Genomic DNA, 22,478 nt, shown 5'->3' on the forward strand with positions numbered 1-22,478 from the left:
GCGGCCCGGCCCGATGCGGACGCACCTTCTCGGCCTTCACTCCTGGCCGGACGGACATCCAGAACTTCGCCAGTGAGGATGCACGAGGCTGGCATCCTCACGTGGCTGTTTCGGCAGGGTGCGCACACCAGGGCGAGGAAGGGCAACGGATCATGGATGTCGGGGAGTTCGTGGCCGAACTGAAAGCGGCCGGAGTGGTGATGCACGAGGAGGGGGGGAAGCTTCGCTACCGCGCGCCGCAAGGGGTGATGACAGCGGAGCGTCTGGATGCGCTCCGTACCCACCGCGACGCCGTCCTCGCCCTGTTGAACGCCGAGGAATACGGGCCCGCCGTCGCCACCGATCCCGCGGCGGCGCACGAACCCTTCCCCCTCACGGACGTCCAGGGCGCCTACCTGCTCGGGCGGAGCGGGGCGTTCGACTACGGTGGCGTGGCCTGCCACGGCTATCTGGAGATCGCCCTCCCGCACTGGGGGGTCGAGCGGATCGAGGACGCCTGGAACGAGCTGGTCCTGCGTCACCCCATGCTGCGCGCGGTGGTCTCCGCCGAGGGCTACCAGCGGGTGCTGCCGGAGGTCCCGCGCTACCAGGTCCGTCGCGAGGACCTGCGCGGCGCCGCCGACGAGGCCCGGGAGCGTGCGCTGGAGGCGACCCGCGGCGAGATGTCGCACCAGGTGCGGCCGACCGAGCAGTGGCCCCTGTTCGAACTGCGGACCACCGAGACCGACGAGGCGCTGGTCCTGCACGTGGCCGTCGATCTGCTCATCTGCGACTACAGCAGCATCCGGCTGCTGCTCGCCGAGCTGGGAGACCTGTGTACGGGTGCCCGGCGCCCCGAACCGCCGGGCACCACCTTCCGCGACTACGTGCTCGCCGCGGGCGCGGTGCCCGAGGGAACCCGCTACCGGCGCGACCGCGACTACTGGTGGTCCCGGATCGACGAGCTGCCCGCCGCCCCCGAACTGCCGCTGCGCACCGACTCCCTCAGCGCCCCGCCGCGCTTCACCCGGCACGGGCTGCGGCTGACGCCCGCGCAGTGGGAGACCCTGGACCGACGCTCCACCGAGGCCGGCGTGACCGCCTCCGGCGTCCTCCTGCAGGCCTTCGCCGAGACGGTCGGCCGCTGGAGCCGCCATCCCCGTTTCACCCTCAGCCTCACCGTGCAGAACCGGCTCCCGCTGCGCCCCGACGTCGACCGCGTCGTCGGCGACTTCAGCTCCACGAGCCTGCTCCGCGTGGACCTCACCGACGGCACGACGCTGGTCGACCGCATGCGGGCCGTGCAGGCCCGCCTCTGGGAGGACATGGACCACGGGCTCTGCTCGGGCGTCGAGGTGCTGCGGGAGCTGGCCCGCCGCCGCGGGCGTGCCGAAGCCCTGCTGCCGGTCACCTTCACCAGTACGCTCAGCGGCTCCGCGGGGACCGAGGGGTCCGGGTCCGGGACCTCGCTGATGCCCGGGGGCCGCCTGGTCCACGGCATCACCCAGACCCCCCAGGTTTGGATCGACTGCCAGGTCATGAACGACGGCGGCGGCCTCCTCGTCCACTGGGACGTCCGCGAGGGCGTCTTCCCCGAGGGCATGGTCGACGACATGTTCGCCGCCTTCTCCGATCTCGTGACGCGGCTCCTCGACACCTCCGCCGTCTGGGAGGACACCGACCCGCTGGCCCTGCCCGCCCGGCAGAAGCAGCGCGTGGCCGACGCCAACGACACCGCCGCCGAGCGCCGCCACCAGCTCCTGCACACCGCCGTCGTCGACCAGGCGGAACGGACCCCCGGGGAGACCGCGGTGGTGACCTCCTCACGGACCCTCAGTTATGCCGAACTCCTGGGCCGGGCACGGGCCGTGGCCGACGCCGTCCTCGACGCCGGCGGCCGGCCGGGACAACGCGTGGGCATCGTGATGGACAAGGGCTGGGAACAGGTCGTCGCCGTCCTCGGCGTACTGCTCGCCGACCGCGCCTACCTGCCCGTGGACACCACACAGCCGGCACTGCGCCGGAACGCCGTACTGGCCGACGCCGACGCGCACCTCGTGCTCACCCGGTCCGCGCTGCTGCCCTCCCTCGACCTCCCCGCGGGGACGCGCGCGGTCGCCGTCGACACCCTTGACCCCGTCGGCCCGGGGGACCGGGCGGACGACGGGCGGCGGGTGGCGCCCGACGACCTCGCGTACGTCATCTACACCTCCGGTTCCACCGGCACCCCCAAGGGCGTGATGATCAGTCACGCCGCCGCTCTCAACACCGTCGACGACATCAACACCCGCTTCTCGGTGACCGCCGACGACCGCGTGCTCGGCCTGGCCCAGCTCGGCTTCGACCTGTCGGTCTACGACATCTTCGGCCCCCTCTCGACCGGTGGCGCGCTCGTCCTGCCGGACCCCGCGCGCCGCGGCGATCCCGGACACTGGGCGCGGCTGATCGAGGACCACGCCGTCACCGTGTGGAACTCCGTGCCCGCACAGATGCAGATGCTGGAGGAGTACCTCCGTACCGACCCCGGCGCGGACGTCTCCCGGCTGCGCCTGGCGATGCTGTCGGGCGACTGGATACCCGTCACCCTCCCCGACGCCGTCAGGCGCCGTGTTCCCGGGCTGAACGTGGTGAGCCTCGGCGGCGCCACCGAGGCGGCCATCTGGTCGATCTGCCATCCGGTCACCACGGTCGACCCCGGCGCGCGCAGCATCCCGTACGGGAAACCCCTGGCCAACCAGCGCTTCCACGTCCTCGACACGTTCCTGCGCGAGTGCCCCGCCCATGTCACCGGAGAGCTGTACATCGCCGGAGCCGGCCTGGCCCTCGGCTACCTCGGGGACGCGGAGCGCACCGCCGAACGGTTCGTGACGCATCCCGTCACCGGCGAACGGCTCTACCGCACCGGCGACATGGGCCGGCGCCTGGACGACGGCGCGATCGAGTTCCTCGGCCGCGTCGACCGCCAGGTGAAGCTGAACGGCCACCGTGTCGAGCCGGCCGAGGTCGAGGCGGTGCTCCAGACCTGTCCCGCCGTCCAGACCGCCGCGGCCATCGTCCAGGGCGAGGGCACCGCCCGCCGGCTCGTCGCCTTCGCCGAACCCGAGCGGACCGCCGCCCCCGCCTTCCCCACCGGGATCCGGGACCGGGCCGCCACGAGCGTCACGGAAGCCGTCCACGGTGTCGAGGCGGACGACGTGGCCGAGATGGTCGCACTGCTCGACCTCTCCGCCCTCCAGTCGATGGCGGCCCTCTTCCGGTCCTGCGGGCTCTTCCCCGACCCCACCGCCGCGCACACCGCGGAGGAGGTCATCGAGGCCGTCGGCGCGGCCCCCGAGAACCACTACCTCGTACGGCGCTGGCTGACCGCCCTGGAGACGGAGGGCCGGGTGCGCCAGGACACGGAGACCGGCCGCTACCGCGAACTGCGCCAGGACGCGCCCGGAGAGCACGAGGCCGTCCTGGCCCGGATCGACGCGCTCGAGTCCCGGACCCGCTGGGGCGCCGAACTCCTGCGCTACCACCGGGTCTCCGAGCAGAACCTCGCCCCGCTCGTGCGCAACGAGATCGACCTCAAGAGCCTTCTCTTCCCGGAGGGCCGTCTGGAGACCGCCGAGGCGGCGTACCGCGACAACCTGATCAGCCGGCACAACAACGCGGTCGTGGTGTCCGCGATGCGGGAGATCGCCCGGCGGCACGACGGCCCCGAACCGCTCCGCCTCCTGGAGATCGGCGCCGGGGTGGGTGGCACGAGCACGGTCCTGGTGCCCGAACTCGACGGTCTGCACGTCGACTACCTGTTCACCGACCTGTCCCACTTCTTCCTCACCGCGGCCCAGGAGAAGTTCCAGGACCGTTCCTGGGTCCGCTACGGGCTGTTCGACCTCAACGGTGACCACCGGGCCCAGGGCTTCGCGCCGAACTCGTTCGACGTGATCCTGCTGGCCAACGTCCTGCACAACTCCGTGCACGCCGAGCACGTCCTCGCCCGGCTGCGGGAACTCCTCGCGCCCGGCGGCTGGCTGGTGTTCATCGAGGCCACCCGCGACGCGTACCACGTCATGACCTCCATGGAGTTCAACGCGGGCCTCCACGGCTTCGAGGACGAGCGCCGGGAGACCGGGCAGACCTTCTTCGGACGCGAGCAGTGGCTGCGGATGCTCCGCGAGGCCGGTGCCGAGGTCGCCTTCTGCCTGCCCGAGGAGGACAGCCCGCTGTCCCGCATAGGCCAACACGTCTTCGCGTCCCGCTTCAAGGCCGACCGGACCCGGCTCCGGCCCGAGGTACTCGCCGCCCATCTGGCCGACCGGCTTCCCGCGTACATGATTCCGGCCGAGATCCAGGTCGTGGACCGCGTTCCCCTCACCGGCAACGGCAAGGTCGACCGCGCCCGCCTCGAGGCGTGGACCGCCTCCGCGGCCCGGGGACGGACCGACGAGGGCGGCGACGCGCCGCGCGCCGGCATGGAGCAGACCCTGGCCGGGCTCTGGACGGACGTGCTGCCGGTCACCTTCGTCGGCCGTGAGGACGGCTTCTTCGACCTCGGCGGCGACTCGCTCCTCGTGGCCCGGCTCGTCACCAGGATGCGCGAACGGCTTCCCGAGGCCGCCGACCTGGAGTGGGACGACCTGCTGCGCCTGGTGATGAACCGGCCGACCGTGGCGGCGCTGGCCGAGCACCTCGGTGCCACCCGCGGCGGTGCCCCGGGCCTCGCCGGGGCGGCCGCCACCTCCCCGCTGGTCCGGATCGGCGACGGCGCCGCCGGCAGGGCGGACACCGCCACCCGGGTCCTGGTGCACGACGGGACGGGCACCCTCATCCCCTACCGGGCCGTGATCCGCGAACTGGGGGACCGGCTCCCCCTCGCCGGTCTCGTCGTCGACGACATCGAGGCGTTCCTGAAGGCGGATCCGCGCACCCAGGTGGCGGAGCTGGCGGACCGGCACGCCGCAGCCCTGCTCGCCGAAGGGCTGGGCCGGATCCACCTCGTCGGCTACTGCATGGGCGGTCTGCTGGTGCCCGAACTCGCCCGCCGGCTGACCGCGGCCGGCGCCGAGGTGACCGGCCTCACCGTCATCAGCAGCTACCGGGTGCCGTACCTCGTGGAGGACGACCTGCTGGCCGAGTACATCTTCGCCCGGCTGATGCGGGCGGACCCGGCCGCGCTCGGTTACCCCCGCGACGAGTCGGGGACGCGCGACCTCGTGCGGGCGGCCACCGGGCACTTCGCGAACACGGTCCCGCAGGGCGGCCTCGTCGACCGGCCGGAGTCGGCCCTGAGCGGGCCCGGGCGGGAGGCGCTGCGGGCCTTCCGGGCACTCGCCGGGCGGTCCCAGGAGGAGCGGCTGCGCGCCGTGGGCGCGTCGATGCCGGTGGAGGACGCCGAACTCCGTTCCGTGGAAAGGCTGTCGAGGCTGTACCGCATCGTCAGGCACAGCCTCGTCTCCGTCGCCTCGCACGAGGCGACGCCCTGTGAGCTGCCCGCGACGTTCGTCCGTCAGACGGGCGAGGCGGAGATCTTCCCCGGCATGCACCGCGACATGACGGACCACTGGCAGCGGGTGTGCGGCGAGGGGCTGCGCGTCGTGGACGTACCCGGTGACCACTTCACCTGCGTCCAGCCGCCCAACGCCGCAGCCGTGGCGCGCGTGTTGCTCGCGCAGGAGGACGGCCGGTGAACGGGGGAGCGCCCCTGATCGGCATTCTCGGCGGATACGGGGCGGTCGGCGCTGCCGCCGCCCGGGTGCTCGCGGCGGAGGGAGAGTTCCGGCTGAGGATCGGCGGCCGGAACGCCGAGGCGGCGGCGCGCTGCGCGGCCGCCCTCGGCGGGCCCGCCGAGGCGGAGGAGGCCGACGCCCGGTCCGACGCGAGTCTCGAACGGTTCGCCCGGGGCTGTGACGTGGTGCTGCACTGCGCGGGCCCCGCCTACGAACTGACCGACCGTCCGCGCCGGGCGGCCGCCGTCGCGGGGGCCCACTACGTGGATGTGATGGACGGCTGTGGCCCCGGCCCCGCCCCGGCGGACGAGCGTACGGCGGTCCTGTCGGCCGGTCTGTCGCCGGGTCTGTCCGGGCTGCTGCCCCGGATTCTGACGGACGGGCGGCCCGCGCCGGGAGCCGCCCGGTTCACCGGGTACCACGTCTCGCGCGGCGCGTTCACCCGGACCGGCGCCGTGGACTACCTGCTGAGCATGGAACGCGGTTACGGCACGCCGCGCGCCCAGTGGCGCGACGGACACGTGGTGTCCGGCGCGCTGCGCGGCGCGGAGGAGCGCGCGGTGGCGGGCGTGCCGCACCCGGTCACCGTGTACCCCTACCTCACCCGGGAACTGGTGGACCAGGCCCGCGCCCTGGGGCTTGCCGAGGCCCGCTGGTACAACGGCTTCGACGGCCACCACCTGCTCGACGCGCTGAACCGCTACCGCGCCGGCGACGACCGGGCGGACCCGCTGGAGGCACGGGCGGCCGGCGTGGTCCGGGCCAGCACGCTCGACGCCCTGGGCCGCTCTCCGTACCACGTGCTGTCCGGCGTCCTGGAAGTGCCCGGCCGTGCCGGCACCCCGGTGCGCCGAGTGGTGATCCGGGGCGAGGACGGTTCGGCGATGACCGGCGTGGTGGGCGCGGTCGCGGCCCGGGAGGTGGCCCGGGGGCGCGTCCCGGGCGGCGCGCACCGGGCCGCGCGGGTGCTGCCGGTCCGGGACGTCCTGGACGCCCTGCGGCGGCATCTGCCCGGCACGGTCGTCACCTTCTCCGACCTGTCGGGCTCCTCCGACCTGTCGGGCTCCTCGGTCTCCTCCGGCGGTGACGTACTCGCCGGGGGAGCGGTCGGCGCGGACCCGGTCATGGAGGAAGGCGTGCTGTGACACGCCCCGGGAGGGCCACGACGCGCGGCGGGCTCCCGGCCCGCCGCGCGCCGTGACCCGGGTGCCGGTGTCAGACCGGGTCGCAGGACAGGTGCCGCCCCGGTGAGGCGATTCCGACCCCGAAGTCCTCCAGCCGGTGGAGGTTGTCCCGGACGACCGCGGCCCCCTCGTCCAGGTCGCTGTAGTCGAGGGGGGCCATGGCCAGCCGCTCCAGGCACTTCTCCACGGCGATGTTGGCGGCATGGTCGTGACGGGGCATCAGCCAGTGCTGGTAGTCGTGCTGCCAGAGACTGAGCACGGTCTTGTCGTTGGTGAGCCGTACCTTGTCGAGGGTCTCCTTCTGCAGCCGGGCGGCCTGCGCGCTGTCCATGCCGATGTGCGACCAGGGCGAGGCGGGATCGGTGGGGTCGTCCGCCACGATCCGCAGTTCCTCCCGGTCCTGCCAGAGCGGCATGGTCTCGTCGGTGATGGAGAACTTGGAGAGCGCGTAGTGCCCGGAGTACTCCCGGAGGAGGTAGTCCTGCGTGTCCTGGAACATCCCCGGGTCCTCGCCCGGGTAACCGACGATGAAGAGGCCGTAGTACGACAGCCCGCTCCGGCTGAGCACCTCGACGGCCCGGCGGTTCTGCTTGACCGAGACCCGCTTGCTCATCCGCTTCAGCGTGCCGTCGTTCATCGACTCGAACCCGATGTGCAGCTGGAAGCAGTGCGAGGCCCTGAGGCCGGCCACCACCTCCGCCGAATTGAGCGTGTTGGCGCGGCTGAACCCCTCCCACCTCGGCACGCCCGAACCCGGGAGGATCTCCAGGAGACGGCGCAGCCGGGTCGGCGGAATGGTGAAGGTCGAATCCATCGCCGAGATGACGTCGGCGCCGTTCCGGTCGGCATAGGAAAGCCAGTCGTCGCGTATCTTCTCGGCGGTCTTGAATCGCCATTTCGGTGAAGCCGCGGGAAAGGAACAGAATTTGCAGTCGAAAGGACAGCCCCGCATGGACTCGTAGGGGACGATCGACTGATCGCCGAGGACCCGCGGTGAGGGGAACTCGTCGATGTCGACGTACTCGATCGGATTGATGCGGATGGTGTCCCCGTCGCGCCACACGAGATTCGGTACGGCACGCAGCTCGCCCCGTCCCGACAGTGCGTCCAGGGTCTTGGGCAGGGCGATCTCGCCGTCGCCGCGGACCACCGCGAGGATCTCGGGGAAGTCGCGCAGGGCCGCCATGAACTTGAGGTTCGTGAACTGCCCGCCGGTCACGATCGGTGTGCCGGGGAGGTTCTCCCGCACCCACCGCACGGCCGAGCCCAGGATCGGGCCGTTCCAGATGTACGTGGTCGACAGGAGAACCACGTCGACGTCGCCCGTCGGTGCCTTCGCGCGTCCCTCCCAGACCTCCCCCAGATCCAGGCGCTCGAAATCGTGGCCGCTGTTCTCCAGGATCGACAGCAGGGTGACCGTCGTCAGATGGGGCGTGGTGGCCGCGCGCGGCCTGAGCAGGGCGTACTCCCGCCCGTTCTGGGTGAAGGCGAGGCGCCCCAGGTCGAGGTCCGGGCTGCCGGCCCTGCGGAGCATCTCCCGGGCCGCTTCGGGGGGATCCGCCGTGAAAAGCGATCCTTCCAGATAGGGCGAATTGAGGTTTGCGGGCCCGAGCCCGCTCAACAGTAGGAAGCGCACGCGTCCCAGCTCTCCTGTGGTGAGGGTCATGGCCGCCCCGGACAGGGGTTGGGGCGATCGTTCCAGCCACTTCTGGGCATCGTCTGGACGGAAACTCCGCGTCGCGATTTTTCCGCGGGAGCGGGCTTCCGGGGCCCCGGGCGAGGCCCGGTGGCGCTCCCGGGAGCGCTTGCGGCACGGGTTCTTATACGTGTAAAGTTATTGCCGTCCTCATGGAACTTGCCGTCCGGTCGTGGCAGCGCCGACCGCTCCCGGGCCGGGCGGTCGCGCCTGAAAGGTGGGGAATCCCATGGCCACGGCAGAGGGTCTGCACAGCCGTGCCGACGACAGGAAGGCGGCCGACGACGACGGTCCGGAGAACGACCAGGGAGGTTCGGCCGAGACCTCCCGGCAGGTGCTCCTGCGCCTGCTCCGCCCCTACCGCGCCAGCCTCGTCGCCGTCTTCGTCCTCCAGATCGTCAGCTCCCTCGCCGGCCTCGCACCGCTGATCGCGGTGGTCGAACTCGGACGTGTACTGCTCGTGCCGGGACCCGTGGACCACGGTGCCGCCTGGCTCGCCGTCTGGATCGGCGTCGCCGGTCTGCTCGTCCGCGTCGTGCTCGCCGCCGCGTCCGGCGGCATCGCGCACCTCGTCGACGGCCGGCTCCAGCTGTCGCTGCGGCGACTGCTCGCCCAGCACCTCGGCAGGGTGCCCCTCGGCTGGTACTCCCGCCGCAGCTCGGGCGAGATCAACGGCGTGGTGCAGGGCGACGTCGACCAGCTGCACCACCTGATCGCCCACGCACCCGTCGAGGCCACCTCCGCCGTCGTCGTCCCGCTCGCCTCGCTCGGGTATCTCGCCTGGGTGGACTGGCGGCTGACACTCGTCGCGCTCGTCCCGGTCCTCCTCGGCCTGCTGCTCCAGCGCCGGCTGCAGAGCGAGGACCGGCAGCGCGAGGGCCGCAGGATGGGTGAGGCCATGGGGCGCATCGGCGCCGCTTCCGTGGAGTTCGTCGAGGGCATCTCGGTCGTCAAGACCTTCGGCGCCGGCGGACGGGCCCACCGGCGCTACCGCAAGGCCGCGGACGACTTCGCCGACTTCTTCCTCACCTACGTGGCGGGCGCCGCGGGGCTCGCCTCGATGGCGGCCCTGGTGCTCTCCCCGCCGTTCGTCCTGCTTCTCGTCCTCGGCGGCGGCACGGCGCTGATCGCGGCCGACGCCATGCCCTCCGCCGATCTGCTGCCGTTCCCGCTGCTCGCCGTCGCCCTGACCGCCCCCATCGCCGCGCTCGGCCACGGCCTGGACAACGTGCACGCCGCCGAACGCTCCGCCGAGCGGATCCGGGCCATGCTGGACGTCGCCCCCCTGGCCGAGCCGGTCACGCCGGCCCGACCGCAGGGCTCCCGCGTGGAGTTCCGCGGCGTCGGCTTCGCCTACGACGTGGGCCGCCCGGTGCTCCGGGGGATCGATCTGGTCCTCGAGGAGGGCACCACCACCGCACTCGTCGGACCCTCGGGTGCCGGAAAGTCCACCCTGGCCCAGCTGGTCCCGCGGTTCACGGACCCGACCACCGGCTCCGTGCTCCTCGGCGGTGCCGACGTTCGCGACATCCCGAGCGAACAGCTCTACCGCCATGTGTCGTTCGTCTTCCAGGACGTCCGGCTGCTGCGCGCCGGCATCGCCGAGAACATCGCCCTCGCCGTCCCCGAGGCGGACCGCGCCACCGTCGAGCGGGCGGCACGCGCCGCGGGCATCCACGAGCGCGTCCTGGCGATGCCCCGCGGATACGACTCCGTGATCGGCGAGGACGTGGGACTCTCCGGCGGCGAGGCGCAGCGCCTCTCCATCGCCCGCGCCCTGCTCGTCGACGCCCCCGTGCTGGTCCTCGACGAGGCGATGTCCTTCGCCGACGCCAAGACCGAGGCCGAGATCCGCCTCGCCCTCGACCACCTCGTCCGGGGCCGTACCCAACTGGTGATCGCCCACCGGCTGGAGACCGTCGCCCGGGCCGACCGGATCGTGGTCATGGAGGAGGGGCGGATCGTGGAGAGCGGCACCCATGACGAACTGATGGCCCTGAACGGAAAGTTCGCCGTCATGTGGCGTGCCCGGGGCACGCGTACCGGCCGGAAGAGGGAGATCCAGCGATGATCAGGCTGCTGCTGCGGGTCCTGGGCGAGCGGCACTCGGGCCCCCTGCGCCGCACCGTCGTACTCATGTCCGTCTGCGCCGTCGTGGAGGGCCTGTCCTACGCGCTGCTCATCCCGCTGCTGCGGGCCCTGCTCGACGACGACGCCCCGGACGCCTGGCCGTGGCTGGCCGCCTTCGCCGCGGCCGTCCTCGTCACCTCCGTGCTCGGCTACCTCAGCGACAGGTCCGGGTTCCGCACCGGCGGTGAGCTGTCCCGGGGACTGCACCACCGCCTGGGCGACCACCTCGCCGGACTGCCGCTGGGCTGGTTCACCCCCGGCCGGGTCGGGGACGTCTCCGGACTCACCAGCCGCAGCGTCATGGAGGTCATGTCGGTACCGGCCCACCGGCTGCGGCCCCTGATCAACGCGACCCTGACCCCGCTGTCCGTGGTCGTGGTGCTCTTCTTCTTCGACTGGCGCCTCGCCCTCGCCGGGCTCGTCGCCGTCCCGCTGATCGCCGGGGTGCAGCGCTGGACGTCGAAGGCGACCGCGCGCCAGGACGCAGAGCGGGCGCGGAGCAGCGACGAGGCCGCCGGACGCGTCGTCGAGTTCGTCCGCGCCCAGCCGGTGCTGCGCGCCGGCGGCCGGACCGGTGAGCGGTTCGGCCTCCTGGACGACGCCCTGCACCAGCAGTGGCGCAGCAGCCGGCGCGCGGCTCTCGGCGGTGTGCCCGGCCTGCTCGGTCTCACCTTCTCCGTCCAGGCCGTGCTGACCGCCGTCCTCGCGCTGGGCGTGTACCTGACGCTGGACGGCGGCCTCGGCGCCCCCGAGCTGCTGGCGATCATGGTGCTGGCGGCACGCTGCGTCGAACCCCTGCTGTCCCTCGCCGACCTGGGCGGCGTCATGCGGGTCTCCCGAGGCGAACTGGAACGCATCGACGCGGTCCTGGCCGAGCCCTCGCTGCCGACCGCCGAGCGGCCGTCGGTGCCGGCCCACGACGGCGTCCGGCTGGAGTCGGTCTGCTTCCGGCGCGGTGACCGTCAGGTGCTCGACGGGCTCTCCCTGGACGTCGGTCCTGGCCGGCGCGTCGCCGTCGTCGGGGCCTCGGGCGCCGGCAAGAGCACCCTGCTCCAGCTCGTCGCCCGTTTCCACGACGTCGACTCGGGCACGGTGCGGCTCGGCGGGGTGGACGTGCGCGACATCGACGGCGAGGAGCTGATGTCCCGGCTTGCCGTGGTCTTCCAGGACGTCTACCTCTTCGAGGGCACCATCGAGGACAACGTCCGGATCGGCCGGCCCGCGGCCACGCCCGGGGAACTGCGCGCGGCGGCCGTGGCGGCGTCCCTGGACGAGGTGGTCGACCGGCTTCCCGACGGTTGGGCCACCCAGGTCGGGGAGGGCGGCGCCGCCCTGTCCGGAGGCGAGCGGCAACGGGTATCGATCGCCCGCGCCCTGCTGAAGGACGCCCCCGTGCTGCTGCTCGACGAGGCCACGTCCGCCCTCGACCCGGAGAGCGAGGCGGCCGTCCAGGAGGGCCTCGACCGGCTCATGGCGGGCCGTACGACCATCATGGTCGCCCACCGGCTCAGCACCGTCGAGAGCGCCGATCTGATCGTCTTCATGGAGGACGGCCGGATCGCCGAGCAGGGCACGCACGAGGAGCTCGTCCGGCGCGGCGGCCGGTACGCCGAGTTCTGGCGAATCGCCGCGCACACGGCGGCCTGAAGGCACGATGACGACCGTTCGTCCGCCACACCGTCCGACACACGGGGGTAGTAGGGATGTCACGCAGTACGGCAGGGAAGCCGGGGGATCTCCGCGAGGAGGTCTCCGCGCTCCTCGGGGTCGAACTGGGCCCTGATGACGACGACGCGAACTTATTCGAACTGGGCCTGCAGTCGATCCAGTTGATGTCCCTGGTCAACCGGATGAACCGGTGGGGCGCGGGTGTCGACTTCACCGAGATGGCCCAGGAACCGCGGCTCGGGGCCTGGTACGGACTGCTCGCCTCCCGCGGGACGGCGCGTGGACAGGAGCCCGGGGCGGACCCGGAGCCCGCGGCCGGCCCGATCGCGCCCGCCGACCGGCACGAGCCCTTCCCGCTGACCGCCGTCCAGCAGGCCTACTGGATCGGCCGCGGCACCGACCGGCCCCTCGGCGGCGTCGGGTGCCACGCCTATCTGGAGATCGACACCGCGGACGTCGTGCCGGACCGCCTAGAGCGGGCCGTCCTCGCCCTCGTCGACCGGCATCCCATGCTGCGCGCCTCGTTCGCGGACGACGGGACCCAGCGGATCGCCGAGCACGTCACCTGGCCGGGCCTGACGGTCCACGACTTCGCGGAACTCCCGGCCGGGGCCGCCGAGGACGCCCTGCTGGGCCTGCGGGAACGTCTCTCCCACCGGGTGCTCGACGTCGCCGGCGGCCAGGTGTTCGACGTCCGGCTGAGTCTCTGCCCCGGCGGCAGGCAGCGCCTCCACGTCAACGTCGACCTGTTGGTCGCCGACGTGCACAGCATCCGACTCCTGCTCTCCGACCTGGCGGTGCTCTACACCGACCCGGCGAGCGTTGCCGAACCGCGCTGCACCTTCCCCCAGTACCTCGCCGACACCGCCGCCCTGCGGGCGGCCGGGCGCGAGCGGGCGCGGGAGTACTGGCAGCGGCGCCTGCCGGAACTCCCCGGCGGGCCCGCCCTCCCGCTGGCGGTGGACCCCGGCGAGATCGGCGTGCCACGGTTCCTCCGGCGAAGTCACACCCTGACCCCCGGGGAGTGGCGGGATCTTCGGCGCCGCGCCGCCGAACACGGCCTGACCCCGGCCGTGTTGCTGGTCACCGCCTTCTCCGAGATCCTCGCGCGATGGAGCGGCCGGCAGCGGTTCCTGCTCAACATCCCGCTGTTCGACCGCGATCAGGGCCTCCGCGCCGACATCGAGCGCATCGTGGCCGACTTCACCAGCCTGCTGCTCCTCGAGGTCGACCTGTCCGGTGACGCGGGCTTCGCCGACCGGGCCCGCGCGATCCAGTCGCGCCTGCACGACGACGTCGGCCACGCCGCGTACACCGGGGTCGACGTGCTGCGCGACTTCGTCCGCACCGACACCGGAACCCCGCGTGCGGCGCCCGTGGTCTTCGCCTGCAACCTCGACGCCCCGCTGGTGCCGGACGACTTCGCCGCCCGCTTCGGCGAGCTGTCCTGGATGATCTCCCAGACGCCCCAGGTCTGGCTCGACCACCAGGTGTACGGCACCCGCGAGGGCGGTCTGCTGCTGGCGTGGGACGCCGTCGAGGCGCTCTTCCCCGAAGGGGTGATCGCCACGATGTTCGCGGCGTACACCGACCTGCTGCGACGGCTGGCGACCGACGACTGGGGCCTCCCGCCGTACATACCCCTGCCCGGGTCCCAGCTCCGACGCCGCTCCGAGGTGAACTCCGTGACCCGGCGCGAGAGCGGGCGCCTCCTGCACCAGGCGTTCTTCGAGCGGGCGGCCGACCGGGCCGGGGACCCCGCCCTGCTGTGGGGGGAGGACGGCCGCCTCGGCCACGGCGAACTGGCGGACCGGGCTCTGCGCGTGGCCGGTGCGCTCGCCGCACGGGGGATCGGACCGGGCAGCCCCGTCGTCGTCACCGCCCCCAAGGGCCCCGACCAGATCGCGGCGGTGCTCGGCGTCCTCGCGGCGGGCGGCACCTACGTGCCCGTCGGCGTCGACCAGCCCGCCGAACGCCGGAACCGCATCCACGCGCTCAGCGACTGCGTGCTCGTCCTGGACGGCACCGGGGCGACGGCGCCCGCCGGGTCCGGGATCCCCGTCCTGTCCCTCGCCGAGGCCCTCCGGGCGGCGCCGCTGGACACCCCGGTGGCGGTGCCCGCCGACCGGACCGCGTACGTCATCTTCACCTCCGGCTCCACCGGTACGCCCAAGGGCGTCGAGGTCAGCCACCGTGCCGCGGTCAACACCGTCGAGGACATCGACGAGCGGTACGGACTGGGACCCGCGGACCGTGTTCTGGCCGTCTCCGCCCTGGACTTCGACCTCTCGGTGTGGGACGTCTTCGGCCCGCTCGCCGTGGGCGGCGCCCTGGTGCTGGTCGACGAGAGCGACCGGCGCGACGCCCACCGGTGGCTCGAGCTCTGCGAGCGCCACGCCGTCACCGTGTGGAACTCCGTGCCCGCCCTGATGGACATGCTCGTCACCGCGGCCGACGGGGCGCCCCTCCCGGCCCCCCTGCGCCTCGCGCTGCTCTCGGGGGACTGGATCGGTCTCGACCTTCCCGGGCGGCTCGCCGACGCCACGGCCGGCCGGTGCCGACTGGTCGCCCTCGGCGGCGCCACCGAGGCCGCCATCTGGTCCAACGCCCACGAGGTGACCGCCGTGCCCGCGCACTGGCGCTCCGTCCCGTACGGCAGGCCGCTGGCCAACCAGCGGTTCCGGGTCGTCGATCCGCACGGACGGGACTGCCCGGACTGGGTGCCCGGAGAGCTGTGGATCGGCGGGACCGGCGTGGCGCGGGGGTACCGGGGTGACCCCGGGCTGACGAGGGAACGCTTCCCCCACGCGTCGGACGGGCGCTGGTACCGCACCGGCGACCAGGGACGCTACTGGCCGGACGGCACGCTCGAGTTCCTGGGCCGCATCGACCACCAGGTCAAGATCAACGGCTTCCGGGTCGAACTGGGCGAGATCGAGTCCGTGCTCCAGACCCATCCCGCGGTCTCGCACGCCCTCGCCGCCGTCGTCGGAGACCGTACGCGGGAGATCGCGGTCGCCCTCCTGCCCGCCTTCGTCCCCGCTCCGGCCGGGTCCTCCGTCCCGGCCGGGCCCCCTGCTCCGGGCGGCACCGACGGCCGGGGGCGGCAGGCGCACGAGGAGGAGGCGGAGCTGGCCGAGACGCTTCTCGCCGCGCTGCTGGACCCCCTGCTCGGCTCCGGCGAGCGGCCCGTCGAGGTGAGCGCGCTGCCCGTGGCGGAGGGGGGCCACCGGCTCCTCGCGGGCTGGCTGGACCTCCTCGGGGAACGACAGGTCCTGACCCGCTCGGCCGGGACCGTGGCCCGCGGCCCCCGCTGGACCACCGTCCGCGACGGGGCACGGGCCGGCGCCCTGCGCGCTCGGATCGCCGGCGGCCCTCTCCAGCAGGTCGTGGACGGCTGGGCCGGGGCGATGCCCCTGCTGACGGCGGTGCTCGCCGGCACGGCGGACACCGACGCCCTGGCCGACGACCCCGTCCTGTCTCCCGACGGGCTCGCGCTGCGCCTGTCCGGTGTCACCGCCTGTCTGGACGCCGTGGCACAGGACGTGCAGGCCGTGTACGACGACGGCGCCCGGACGCTCGACGTCGCCGAGTGGGCGGGCGGGGGCGGCCGGAGCGCGGCCGCGCTGCTGGAGCGGCTCAAGCCCGGCACGGTCGACTACGTGCTGCTCGACGAGCGGGAGGCCCGGCTCGCCGCCGCCGGTGCCCGGCTCGCCGGTTCGGGGCACCGGGTGCGGACCGCCCGGCAGGACACCTTCGCCGTACCCGAGGCGAGGCTCGCGGCCTTCGACGTCCTGGTGACGGTCGACACCCTGGGCCGCGAGCCGGATCCGGACGCCGCCGCGCGGGTGCTGGCCCTGCTGGGCAGACCAGGTGGCCGGCTGTTCCTCGTCGCGAGGGAGACGGCGTCCCCCCTGGCGGTCCCGACGGTGCCCGTCCCGTCCCCGGCCGCCGACGTGCCCCGATGGCTGCGAGCCCTGGAGCGGGCCGGCTTCACCCGTGGTGAGGTGTCCCGGCGCGAACCCGACGGCGTGGCGCTGATCACCGCCCGGTGTCCGGACGCGGGCGGGACCGGCCACGTCGCCGGGCCGGCGGCGATACGTTCCTGGCTCGCCGACCGGCTCCCCGCCCACATGATCCCCGGTTCCCTCGCGGGCCTCGCCGAACTGCCGCTGAGCGCCAACGGCAAGGTGGACCGGCGGCGGCTGGAGCGGGTCCTCGGACAGGTCACGGTCCTCGCCGAGGGCGCCGAGGACCCCCCGCGGGGTCCGGTCGAGGAAGCCGTGGCGCAGCTGTGGGCACGCGTTCTCGGCACGCCCGTCACCGCCCGCGGCGCGGGGTTCTTCGCGCTCGGCGGGGACAGCCTGGCGGCGACCCGCCTGGTGGCCGCCGTCCGCGGCCGGCTGGGCGTGGAGCTGCCGATGCGCGATGTCCTGCGGGCCCCGACCGTGGCCGGCATGGCCGCGCTGGTGAGCGAGCTGAGGGCCGGGCGGGGCGGGCACCCGGAGGCGGGCGGCCCGTCCGGGGAGTTCGAGGAGGGCGAGCTGTGATCCGGGCGGACCACCGCGCGTCCTCCGTGCCGCGGGTCTTCTCCCGGCGCACGCACGCGCGCTCCCGGCTGGTCTGCTTCCCGCACGCCGGCGGGGCCGCGGGCAGCTATCGCGACTGGTCCCTGGACGCCCCCTGGGACGTCGAGGTGCGCGCGGTGCAGTACCCCGGCCGCGGCGACCGCTTCCACGAGCGGGCCGCCACCGACATGGAAAGCCTTCTCGACGACCTCGTCCCCGGACTGACCGGGGAGTTCACCCGTGACGAGTTGGCGTCCTCGGTGTTCTTCGGGCACAGCATGGGCGCGTCCGTGGCCTACGAGGCCGCACGCAGGCTCGCCGTGACCGGCCGCCCGCCGGCGGCGCTCCTCGTCTCCGGCCAGCCGGCCCCGCGGCGGACCCGGGGCGGCGACCTCCACCGCGCCGCCGACGCCCGGCTCCTCGCGGACCTGGGAAGGCTCGGTGGCACGACCCGGGAGGTCATGGCCGACGGCGCGCTCCTGGAGGCCCTGCTGCCCGCCATCCGCAGCGACTACCAGGTCATCGAGACCTACCGGCCGCTGCCCGGCGGGGTGCTGGACCTCCCGGTGACCGTGCTGTACGCCGACGACGACCCGGAGGTCACCGCGGACGAGGCCGCCGCCTGGAGCGAGGTCACCGCCGGGCCCTGCGAGGTGGCGGTCTTCACGGGCGGCCACTTCTACCTGGAGACCGGGCGCGCGACCGTGCTCCCGCGCGTCTTCGCGGCGGTACGGGAGGCGCTGCCCGCGACCGGCGGCACCTGGCCGTGCACACCGTGACACCCCGGCGGCCGGCGGCCGCCGCGCACCCCCTTTCCGCCCATCGACAGAAAGAACAGAAAGAGAGGATCCCCATGCTGGAGGGCTGCGTGCCCTGGCCGGAACCGACGGCCCGCGCGTACAGGGAGCAGGGGTACTGGAACACGGACGTCCTCGGTACCTGGACCGGGAGCACACCGGAACGGCGGTCCGGGACCGCGCTGGTGACGGCGGCCGGCGACATGACCCATGAGGAACTCGACCGGGCGGCCGACCGCATGGCCTCCGGCCTGCTGCGCGCGGGCCTGCTCCCCGGCGAACGGATCGTCGTGCAGCTTCCCAACGAGGCGGCCCTCGTGGTGCTGAGCCTGGCACTCTTCCGGACCGGCATCCTGCCGGTGTACGCCCTGCCCGCACACCGCTCGACCGAGATCACCCACCTCGTGGCCACGTCCGGGGCCGTGGCCTACGTCTGCCCGGAACGCGTGCCCGACTGCGACTTCCGGCTCGTCGCCCGCGAGGTGCTCGACCGCACGGAGAGCCTCCGGCACGTTTTCGTGGCCGGCGAACCGGGTCCGTACACGGCTCTGTCCTCGGTCGACGCCGATCCCGTCGCCCTGCCCGCGCCGGATCCCGAGGACGTCGCCCTGTTCCTCCTGTCCGGCGGCACCTCCGGACCGCCGAAGCTGATTCCGCGCACGCACGCGGACTACGCCTACCAGCTGCGCGAGAGCGCGCGGCTGTGCGGAGTCGGGCCGGACAGCGTCTACCTCGCGGCCCTGCCCGTGGCACACAACTTCGCCCTCGGCTGCCCCGGCGTCCTGGGCACGCTCCGGGCCGGCGGTACGGCCGTCCTCGCCCCGGCGCCCACCGCTGACGTGTGCTTCCCGCTCATCGCGCGGGCCGGGGTGACGATCACCTCATTGGTGCCCCCGTTGGTCCCGCTGTGGCTCGACGCGGCCGAGTGGACGGAGCACGACCTGTCCGCCCTGCGGGTGGTCCAGGTGGGCGGCGCCCGGCTCGATCCGGAGACGGCCCGCCAGGTGCCGGAAACCCTCGGCTGTACCCTCCAGCAGGTGTACGGGATGGCGGAGGGGTTGCTCAACTACACCCGGCTGGACGACCCCGAGCGCGTGATCGTCCACACGCAGGGGCGACCGCTGTCACCGGCCGACGAGGTGCGGGTGGTCCGGGAGGACGGGACCAGGGCCGGCCCCGGGGAGACGGGCGAGCTGCTCACCCGCGGGCCGTACACCCTGCGCGGCTACTACCGCGCGCAGGAACGCAACCTCACCCGGTTCACCGAGGACGGCTTCTACCGCACGGGCGACCTGGTCCGCCTGACCGCGGAGGGCGACATCGAGGTCGTCGGCAGGATCAACGACGTCGTCAACCGGGGCGGCGAGAAGGTGCCGACACTGGAGGTCGAGGAGCATCTGCTCGCCGCCTTCCCGCTCCTCGGAGCCGCCGTGCTCGCCCTGCCCGACCCCCTGATGGGGGAGCGGACCTGCGCCTGTGTCGTCCCCAAGGACAGCGCGCACCCGCCGACCCTGCGGGAGGTGCAGGCCGCGTTCAAGGCCCGGGGAGTCGCCGCCTACAAGGTGCCCGACCGGCTGGTGGTCCTGGAGCGGTTGCCGATGACCGGCGTCGGCAAGGTCGACAAACGGGCCCTGCGCGCGCACCTGGAATCCTGAGCGCACCGCGGGCCGTGGGCCCGGATCACCGGCCGGCCGCGGGCGCGGCGGTGATCCGGGCCCACGCTCATGTCGCCTTGCGTGGCGCACGCGTACGGGACAGCAGTCCGTCCACGATGGCCACCAGCCCCTCGCGGTGGGTGTCCCGGGTGGTGATCTCGTCCCACCGGTCGGCGAGCGAGGCGAGCCGGGGGAACTCCTCCGGCGTGAGGGCGGCGAACGCCTTGTCGCGGTGCGGCGGCCGCTCGAGCCCCGCGTGGTGCCGCTCGCGGTTCACCCGGATGGTGAGCTCGCCCGCCGTGTAGTACCAGATGACGCGGTAGGCGTAGACGGCCTCCTCCGGGGTGAGTCCGCACTGGATCCCGGCGTCGATGATGTTCTCCACGATCCACAGCGCGGACACGGCCATCAGGTCGTCGGAGGCGAGGACCTCCACGATCCACGGGCACTCGGCGAGGATGTCGTGCAGCGCCTGACTCGCCGAGATCAGCCGTTCACGCGGATCGGCGGGCAGGGCGGGGCGCGGGAACCGCTGGGCGTGACGTTCGAGCAGCAGGAGCAGCAGTTCGTCCTTGTCGCGCACGTAGTGGTAGAGCGCCATCGCGGTGCTCGACAGCTCCTGCGCCAGTCGGCGCATCGACAGGTTCTCCGGCCCTTCCCGGTCCAGAACGTGCTGGGCCGCCGTGAGCACGGCCTCCTGGGACAGGCGGGGCGGGCGACCGGTCCTGCCGGTGCGTCGGGGCTGAGACGTCATCCCTGTGTCTTTCTGTTGCTCGTGCCGGGTGCGGAGTGGGGCGTCGCTCGGGGTGGGGGCGGTGGTGGTCCGGCCCGCGTACGCGGTCGCCCGGCCACGCCACCGGGCGACGGCCTCATCCGGGACGCCGGGCGGCCGGCGTCGTCCTCGTGCCCGGCTCGCCGACCGGAACCTCCGTCGTCCGCGCGGTCGTCCGCGGAAGGTGGCGCACGATCCAGTCGGCGGTGTCCCTGGGGGGCAGCGTAGCGGCCATGACGTGCACACCGGGCGGGACCCGGTCCCCCGTGACCTCGTGCGCGGTGATCGAGGCGAACACCCCCGCCAGTCCGGTCACGTCGGTGCAGTGCAGGAGCGCGCTCCGGCGCACGGCGACGCCGTCGGCCGTCAGTCCGTCGAGGGTGCCGTACATGACCTGGTACGGGGAACTTCCTGCCGCGTCCCGCACGCTCACCTTGGCCAGTTCCCTGGCGGCCGCCATGAGCGCCCCGCCGTCGCCCGCCGTCGGCCGGCGCAGGGCGAACCGGTCCAGGAAGGCTGGCACACCGGGACCCTTGAGCACCTCGTGCCAGCGGGCGTCCTGGAGCCGCAGGAGGTAGGCCTGCTGCCGCAGTTCGTCGGGCAGGACGTGGCGGACGGCGGCGGCGTGGGCCGGCGCGGGCGGCATGAAGGGCTGTGGCGCGGGAGGCGCCTTTCCACCCCCCGGTCCTTCGGCGTCCCCGGTGTGGCGGTCCTGGGGGTACCCGTCACCGGGGAGGTCGACCGCCCGGCGCTTGCCGAGCAGGCAGGAGACGGCCGCGTGGGACGGGATGGCGCCGAGGCCGCCCCACCAGCCGCTGAAGCGGGTCGCGGAGTCCAGACCGTCGGCCAGCCAGCGCGGCACCCAGCCGGCCAGGGAGCCCGAAAGACCCGTGAAGAGCACGGCCGAGCAGGTTCCCTCCGGGGTGCGCGAGCCGCCGTCGTCCATCATGCCCACGTAGTGGGCGCCGGCCGCGAGGACCGAGGCGCGGACCCGGCCGCGGAGCGAGAACGCGGTCCCGGAGCAGTCGAGCACGGTGGCACAGCCCCGGGTGAAGTGCATCAGACTCTGGCTGTCGCGGGCGTCGACCACCGAGGCTTCCGCGCGGTCGCCCAGTGTCCGGGCGAACCTCCAGGCCCTGTCGGCCGAGCGTCCGCCGATCCGCAGCCGGTAGCCGCTTTGGCCGACGAGGAGGCGGGCCGCGGCCGCGCCGACGCGCCCGTACCCGCCGAGGATTCCGATCATGGGTGTCGTGTCGATGCTCATGCGTGTTCTCCCGGGTGTGCCGGACGCCCGCCGAGCAGCCCCTCGACGATATCCTCCAGGGCCTCCCGGTGGGTGTCCCGCGCGGTGAGCGAGGACCAGCGGTCGGCGAGCGAGGTCACGTGGGGGAAGTCGGCGGGCGACAGGGTGGCGAAGGCCCGCTCGCGCTGTGTGGGGCGGGTCAGTTCGGCGTGGTGCTGGTGGCTGGTCGTGCGGATCAGGAGGACGCCGACCGTGAAGTGCCAGATGGCCTGATGCGCCTGGGCCGCTTCTTCCAGGGGGAGACCGCACTCGACCGCCGCGTCGAGGAGGGCCTCCATGACCCAGAGCGCGGAGACGGCCAGGAGGTCGGGAGAGGCCAGGATCTCGTGCAGGAAGGGGTACTGGGCGAGGACGTCGTGGAGCAGCTGGGCGGCCGCGAGGAGCCGCTCGCGCGGGTCCTCGGGCAGGACCGGCCGGTCGCGGCCCCGGGACCGGGAGGCGACCAGCAGCAACAGCAGTTCGTGCCGGTCGCGCACATGGTGGTAGAGGGCCATCGGCGTGATGGACAGTTCCCTGGCGAGCCGGCGCATCGACAGCTGCTGGGGCCCCTCGCTGTCGAGGATGTGCAGCGCGGCCGTGACGATCGTCTCCTGCGAGAGGGGAGCGGACTGACGTGCACCGCCTCTACGCCCGTTCCGGGGCTTCATACCTGTCTCCCAACCGAGTCGTGGAGCTGTCCGTGCGCGCTCCGACCGCGGGCCGGATCGCTGCGTTGTGCTGGGATCTCCGGGACGGTGGTGACAACGGCAGAAGTCCGGGCTACAGTTATTGTACGCGTAAGACTTACAAGTATAAAAACCTGGGGGGGGATCCGATGGGAGGGTCGGCGCGGAGTCTGGGCCGGAACCGGGAGCGGTGCCGGCGCGTGCTGGCGGCGCCGGCCCGGACGGGCGGTCCGGCGCCCGGATGAGACGGGCTCTGCCGCGCACCGTCACGCGGTGTCGCGGGCAGGGGCCGGGCGGCCCGGTCACCTCCCCCGTGCAAAAGCACCGGGCCGCCTTCACGCCGTTTG

The 22,478-nt window shown here is 73.4% G+C and carries 11 protein-coding genes; 7 read left to right on the forward strand and 4 right to left on the reverse strand.

All coding sequences use genetic code 11. The features are described from left to right. Positions 1–152: 152 nt before the first annotated feature. A complete protein-coding gene (locus ACGFQC_RS30060; RefSeq protein ID WP_363091515.1) occupies positions 153–5,654 on the forward strand; it encodes an amino acid adenylation domain-containing protein in 5,502 nt (1,833 codons plus the stop codon). Then, positions 5,651–6,838, forward strand: coding sequence for a saccharopine dehydrogenase NADP-binding domain-containing protein (locus ACGFQC_RS30065; RefSeq protein ID WP_363091516.1), 1,188 nt, complete (start codon positions 5,651–5,653; stop codon positions 6,836–6,838). The genes ACGFQC_RS30060 and ACGFQC_RS30065 overlap by 4 nt, the downstream gene beginning before the upstream one ends. Before the next feature lie 70 nt (positions 6,839–6,908). On the opposite strand, the gene ACGFQC_RS30070 is transcribed toward ACGFQC_RS30065, so the two are convergent. After that, positions 6,909–8,411, reverse strand: coding sequence for a radical SAM protein (locus ACGFQC_RS30070; protein ID WP_363091517.1), 1,503 nt, complete (start codon positions 8,409–8,411; stop codon positions 6,909–6,911). 391 nt (positions 8,412–8,802) lie between these two features. Here ACGFQC_RS30070 and ACGFQC_RS30075 point away from each other — a divergent pair, with 391 nt between their 5' ends. The 5 genes from ACGFQC_RS30075 to ACGFQC_RS30095 all read left to right on the forward strand — a co-directional run bounded on the left by ACGFQC_RS30075 (position 8,803) and on the right by ACGFQC_RS30095 (position 19,391). Then, positions 8,803–10,644, forward strand: a complete 1,842-nt coding sequence (locus ACGFQC_RS30075) for an ABC transporter ATP-binding protein (RefSeq protein WP_363091518.1) — start codon at positions 8,803–8,805, stop codon at positions 10,642–10,644. Next, positions 10,641–12,350: an ABC transporter ATP-binding protein gene (locus ACGFQC_RS30080; protein ID WP_363091519.1), complete on the forward strand. Its 1,710-nt coding sequence runs from the start codon at positions 10,641–10,643 to the stop codon at positions 12,348–12,350. Before ACGFQC_RS30075 ends, ACGFQC_RS30080 begins: the two co-directional genes overlap by 4 nt. Before the next feature lie 56 nt (positions 12,351–12,406). Then, complete coding sequence (locus ACGFQC_RS30085; protein WP_363091520.1) at positions 12,407–16,921, forward strand: amino acid adenylation domain-containing protein; 4,515 nt, start codon at positions 12,407–12,409, stop codon at positions 16,919–16,921. Then, entirely contained in the window at positions 16,918–17,718 is an 801-nt protein-coding gene (locus ACGFQC_RS30090) for an alpha/beta fold hydrolase (RefSeq protein WP_363091521.1), read from the forward strand. Before ACGFQC_RS30085 ends, ACGFQC_RS30090 begins: the two co-directional genes overlap by 4 nt. Before the next feature lie 74 nt (positions 17,719–17,792). Beyond that, positions 17,793–19,391, forward strand: coding sequence for an AMP-binding protein (locus ACGFQC_RS30095; protein ID WP_363091523.1), 1,599 nt, complete (start codon positions 17,793–17,795; stop codon positions 19,389–19,391). 67 nt (positions 19,392–19,458) lie between these two features. Here the strand turns inward: ACGFQC_RS30095 and ACGFQC_RS30100 are convergent, their stop codons facing one another. The 3 genes from ACGFQC_RS30100 to ACGFQC_RS30110 all read right to left on the reverse strand — a co-directional run bounded on the left by ACGFQC_RS30100 (position 19,459) and on the right by ACGFQC_RS30110 (position 22,113). Continuing rightward, on the reverse strand, positions 19,459–20,145 hold the full coding sequence (locus ACGFQC_RS30100; RefSeq protein ID WP_363091524.1) for a TetR/AcrR family transcriptional regulator: 687 nt from the start codon (positions 20,143–20,145) through the stop codon (positions 19,459–19,461). Between the two features lie 115 nt (positions 20,146–20,260). Beyond that, positions 20,261–21,427 carry a saccharopine dehydrogenase NADP-binding domain-containing protein gene (locus ACGFQC_RS30105; RefSeq protein ID WP_363091525.1) on the reverse strand — a complete coding sequence of 389 codons (1,167 nt, stop codon included), beginning with the start codon at positions 21,425–21,427 and terminating at the stop codon, positions 20,261–20,263. Next, positions 21,424–22,113: a TetR/AcrR family transcriptional regulator C-terminal domain-containing protein gene (locus ACGFQC_RS30110; protein ID WP_363091526.1), complete on the reverse strand. Its 690-nt coding sequence runs from the start codon at positions 22,111–22,113 to the stop codon at positions 21,424–21,426. The genes ACGFQC_RS30105 and ACGFQC_RS30110 overlap by 4 nt, the downstream gene beginning before the upstream one ends. Positions 22,114–22,478: the final 365 nt, after the last annotated feature.

This window comes from Streptomyces sp. NPDC048734 (genome assembly GCF_043198675.1).
In the GTDB taxonomy this organism is placed as follows: Bacteria; Actinomycetota; Actinomycetes; order Streptomycetales; family Streptomycetaceae; genus Streptomyces.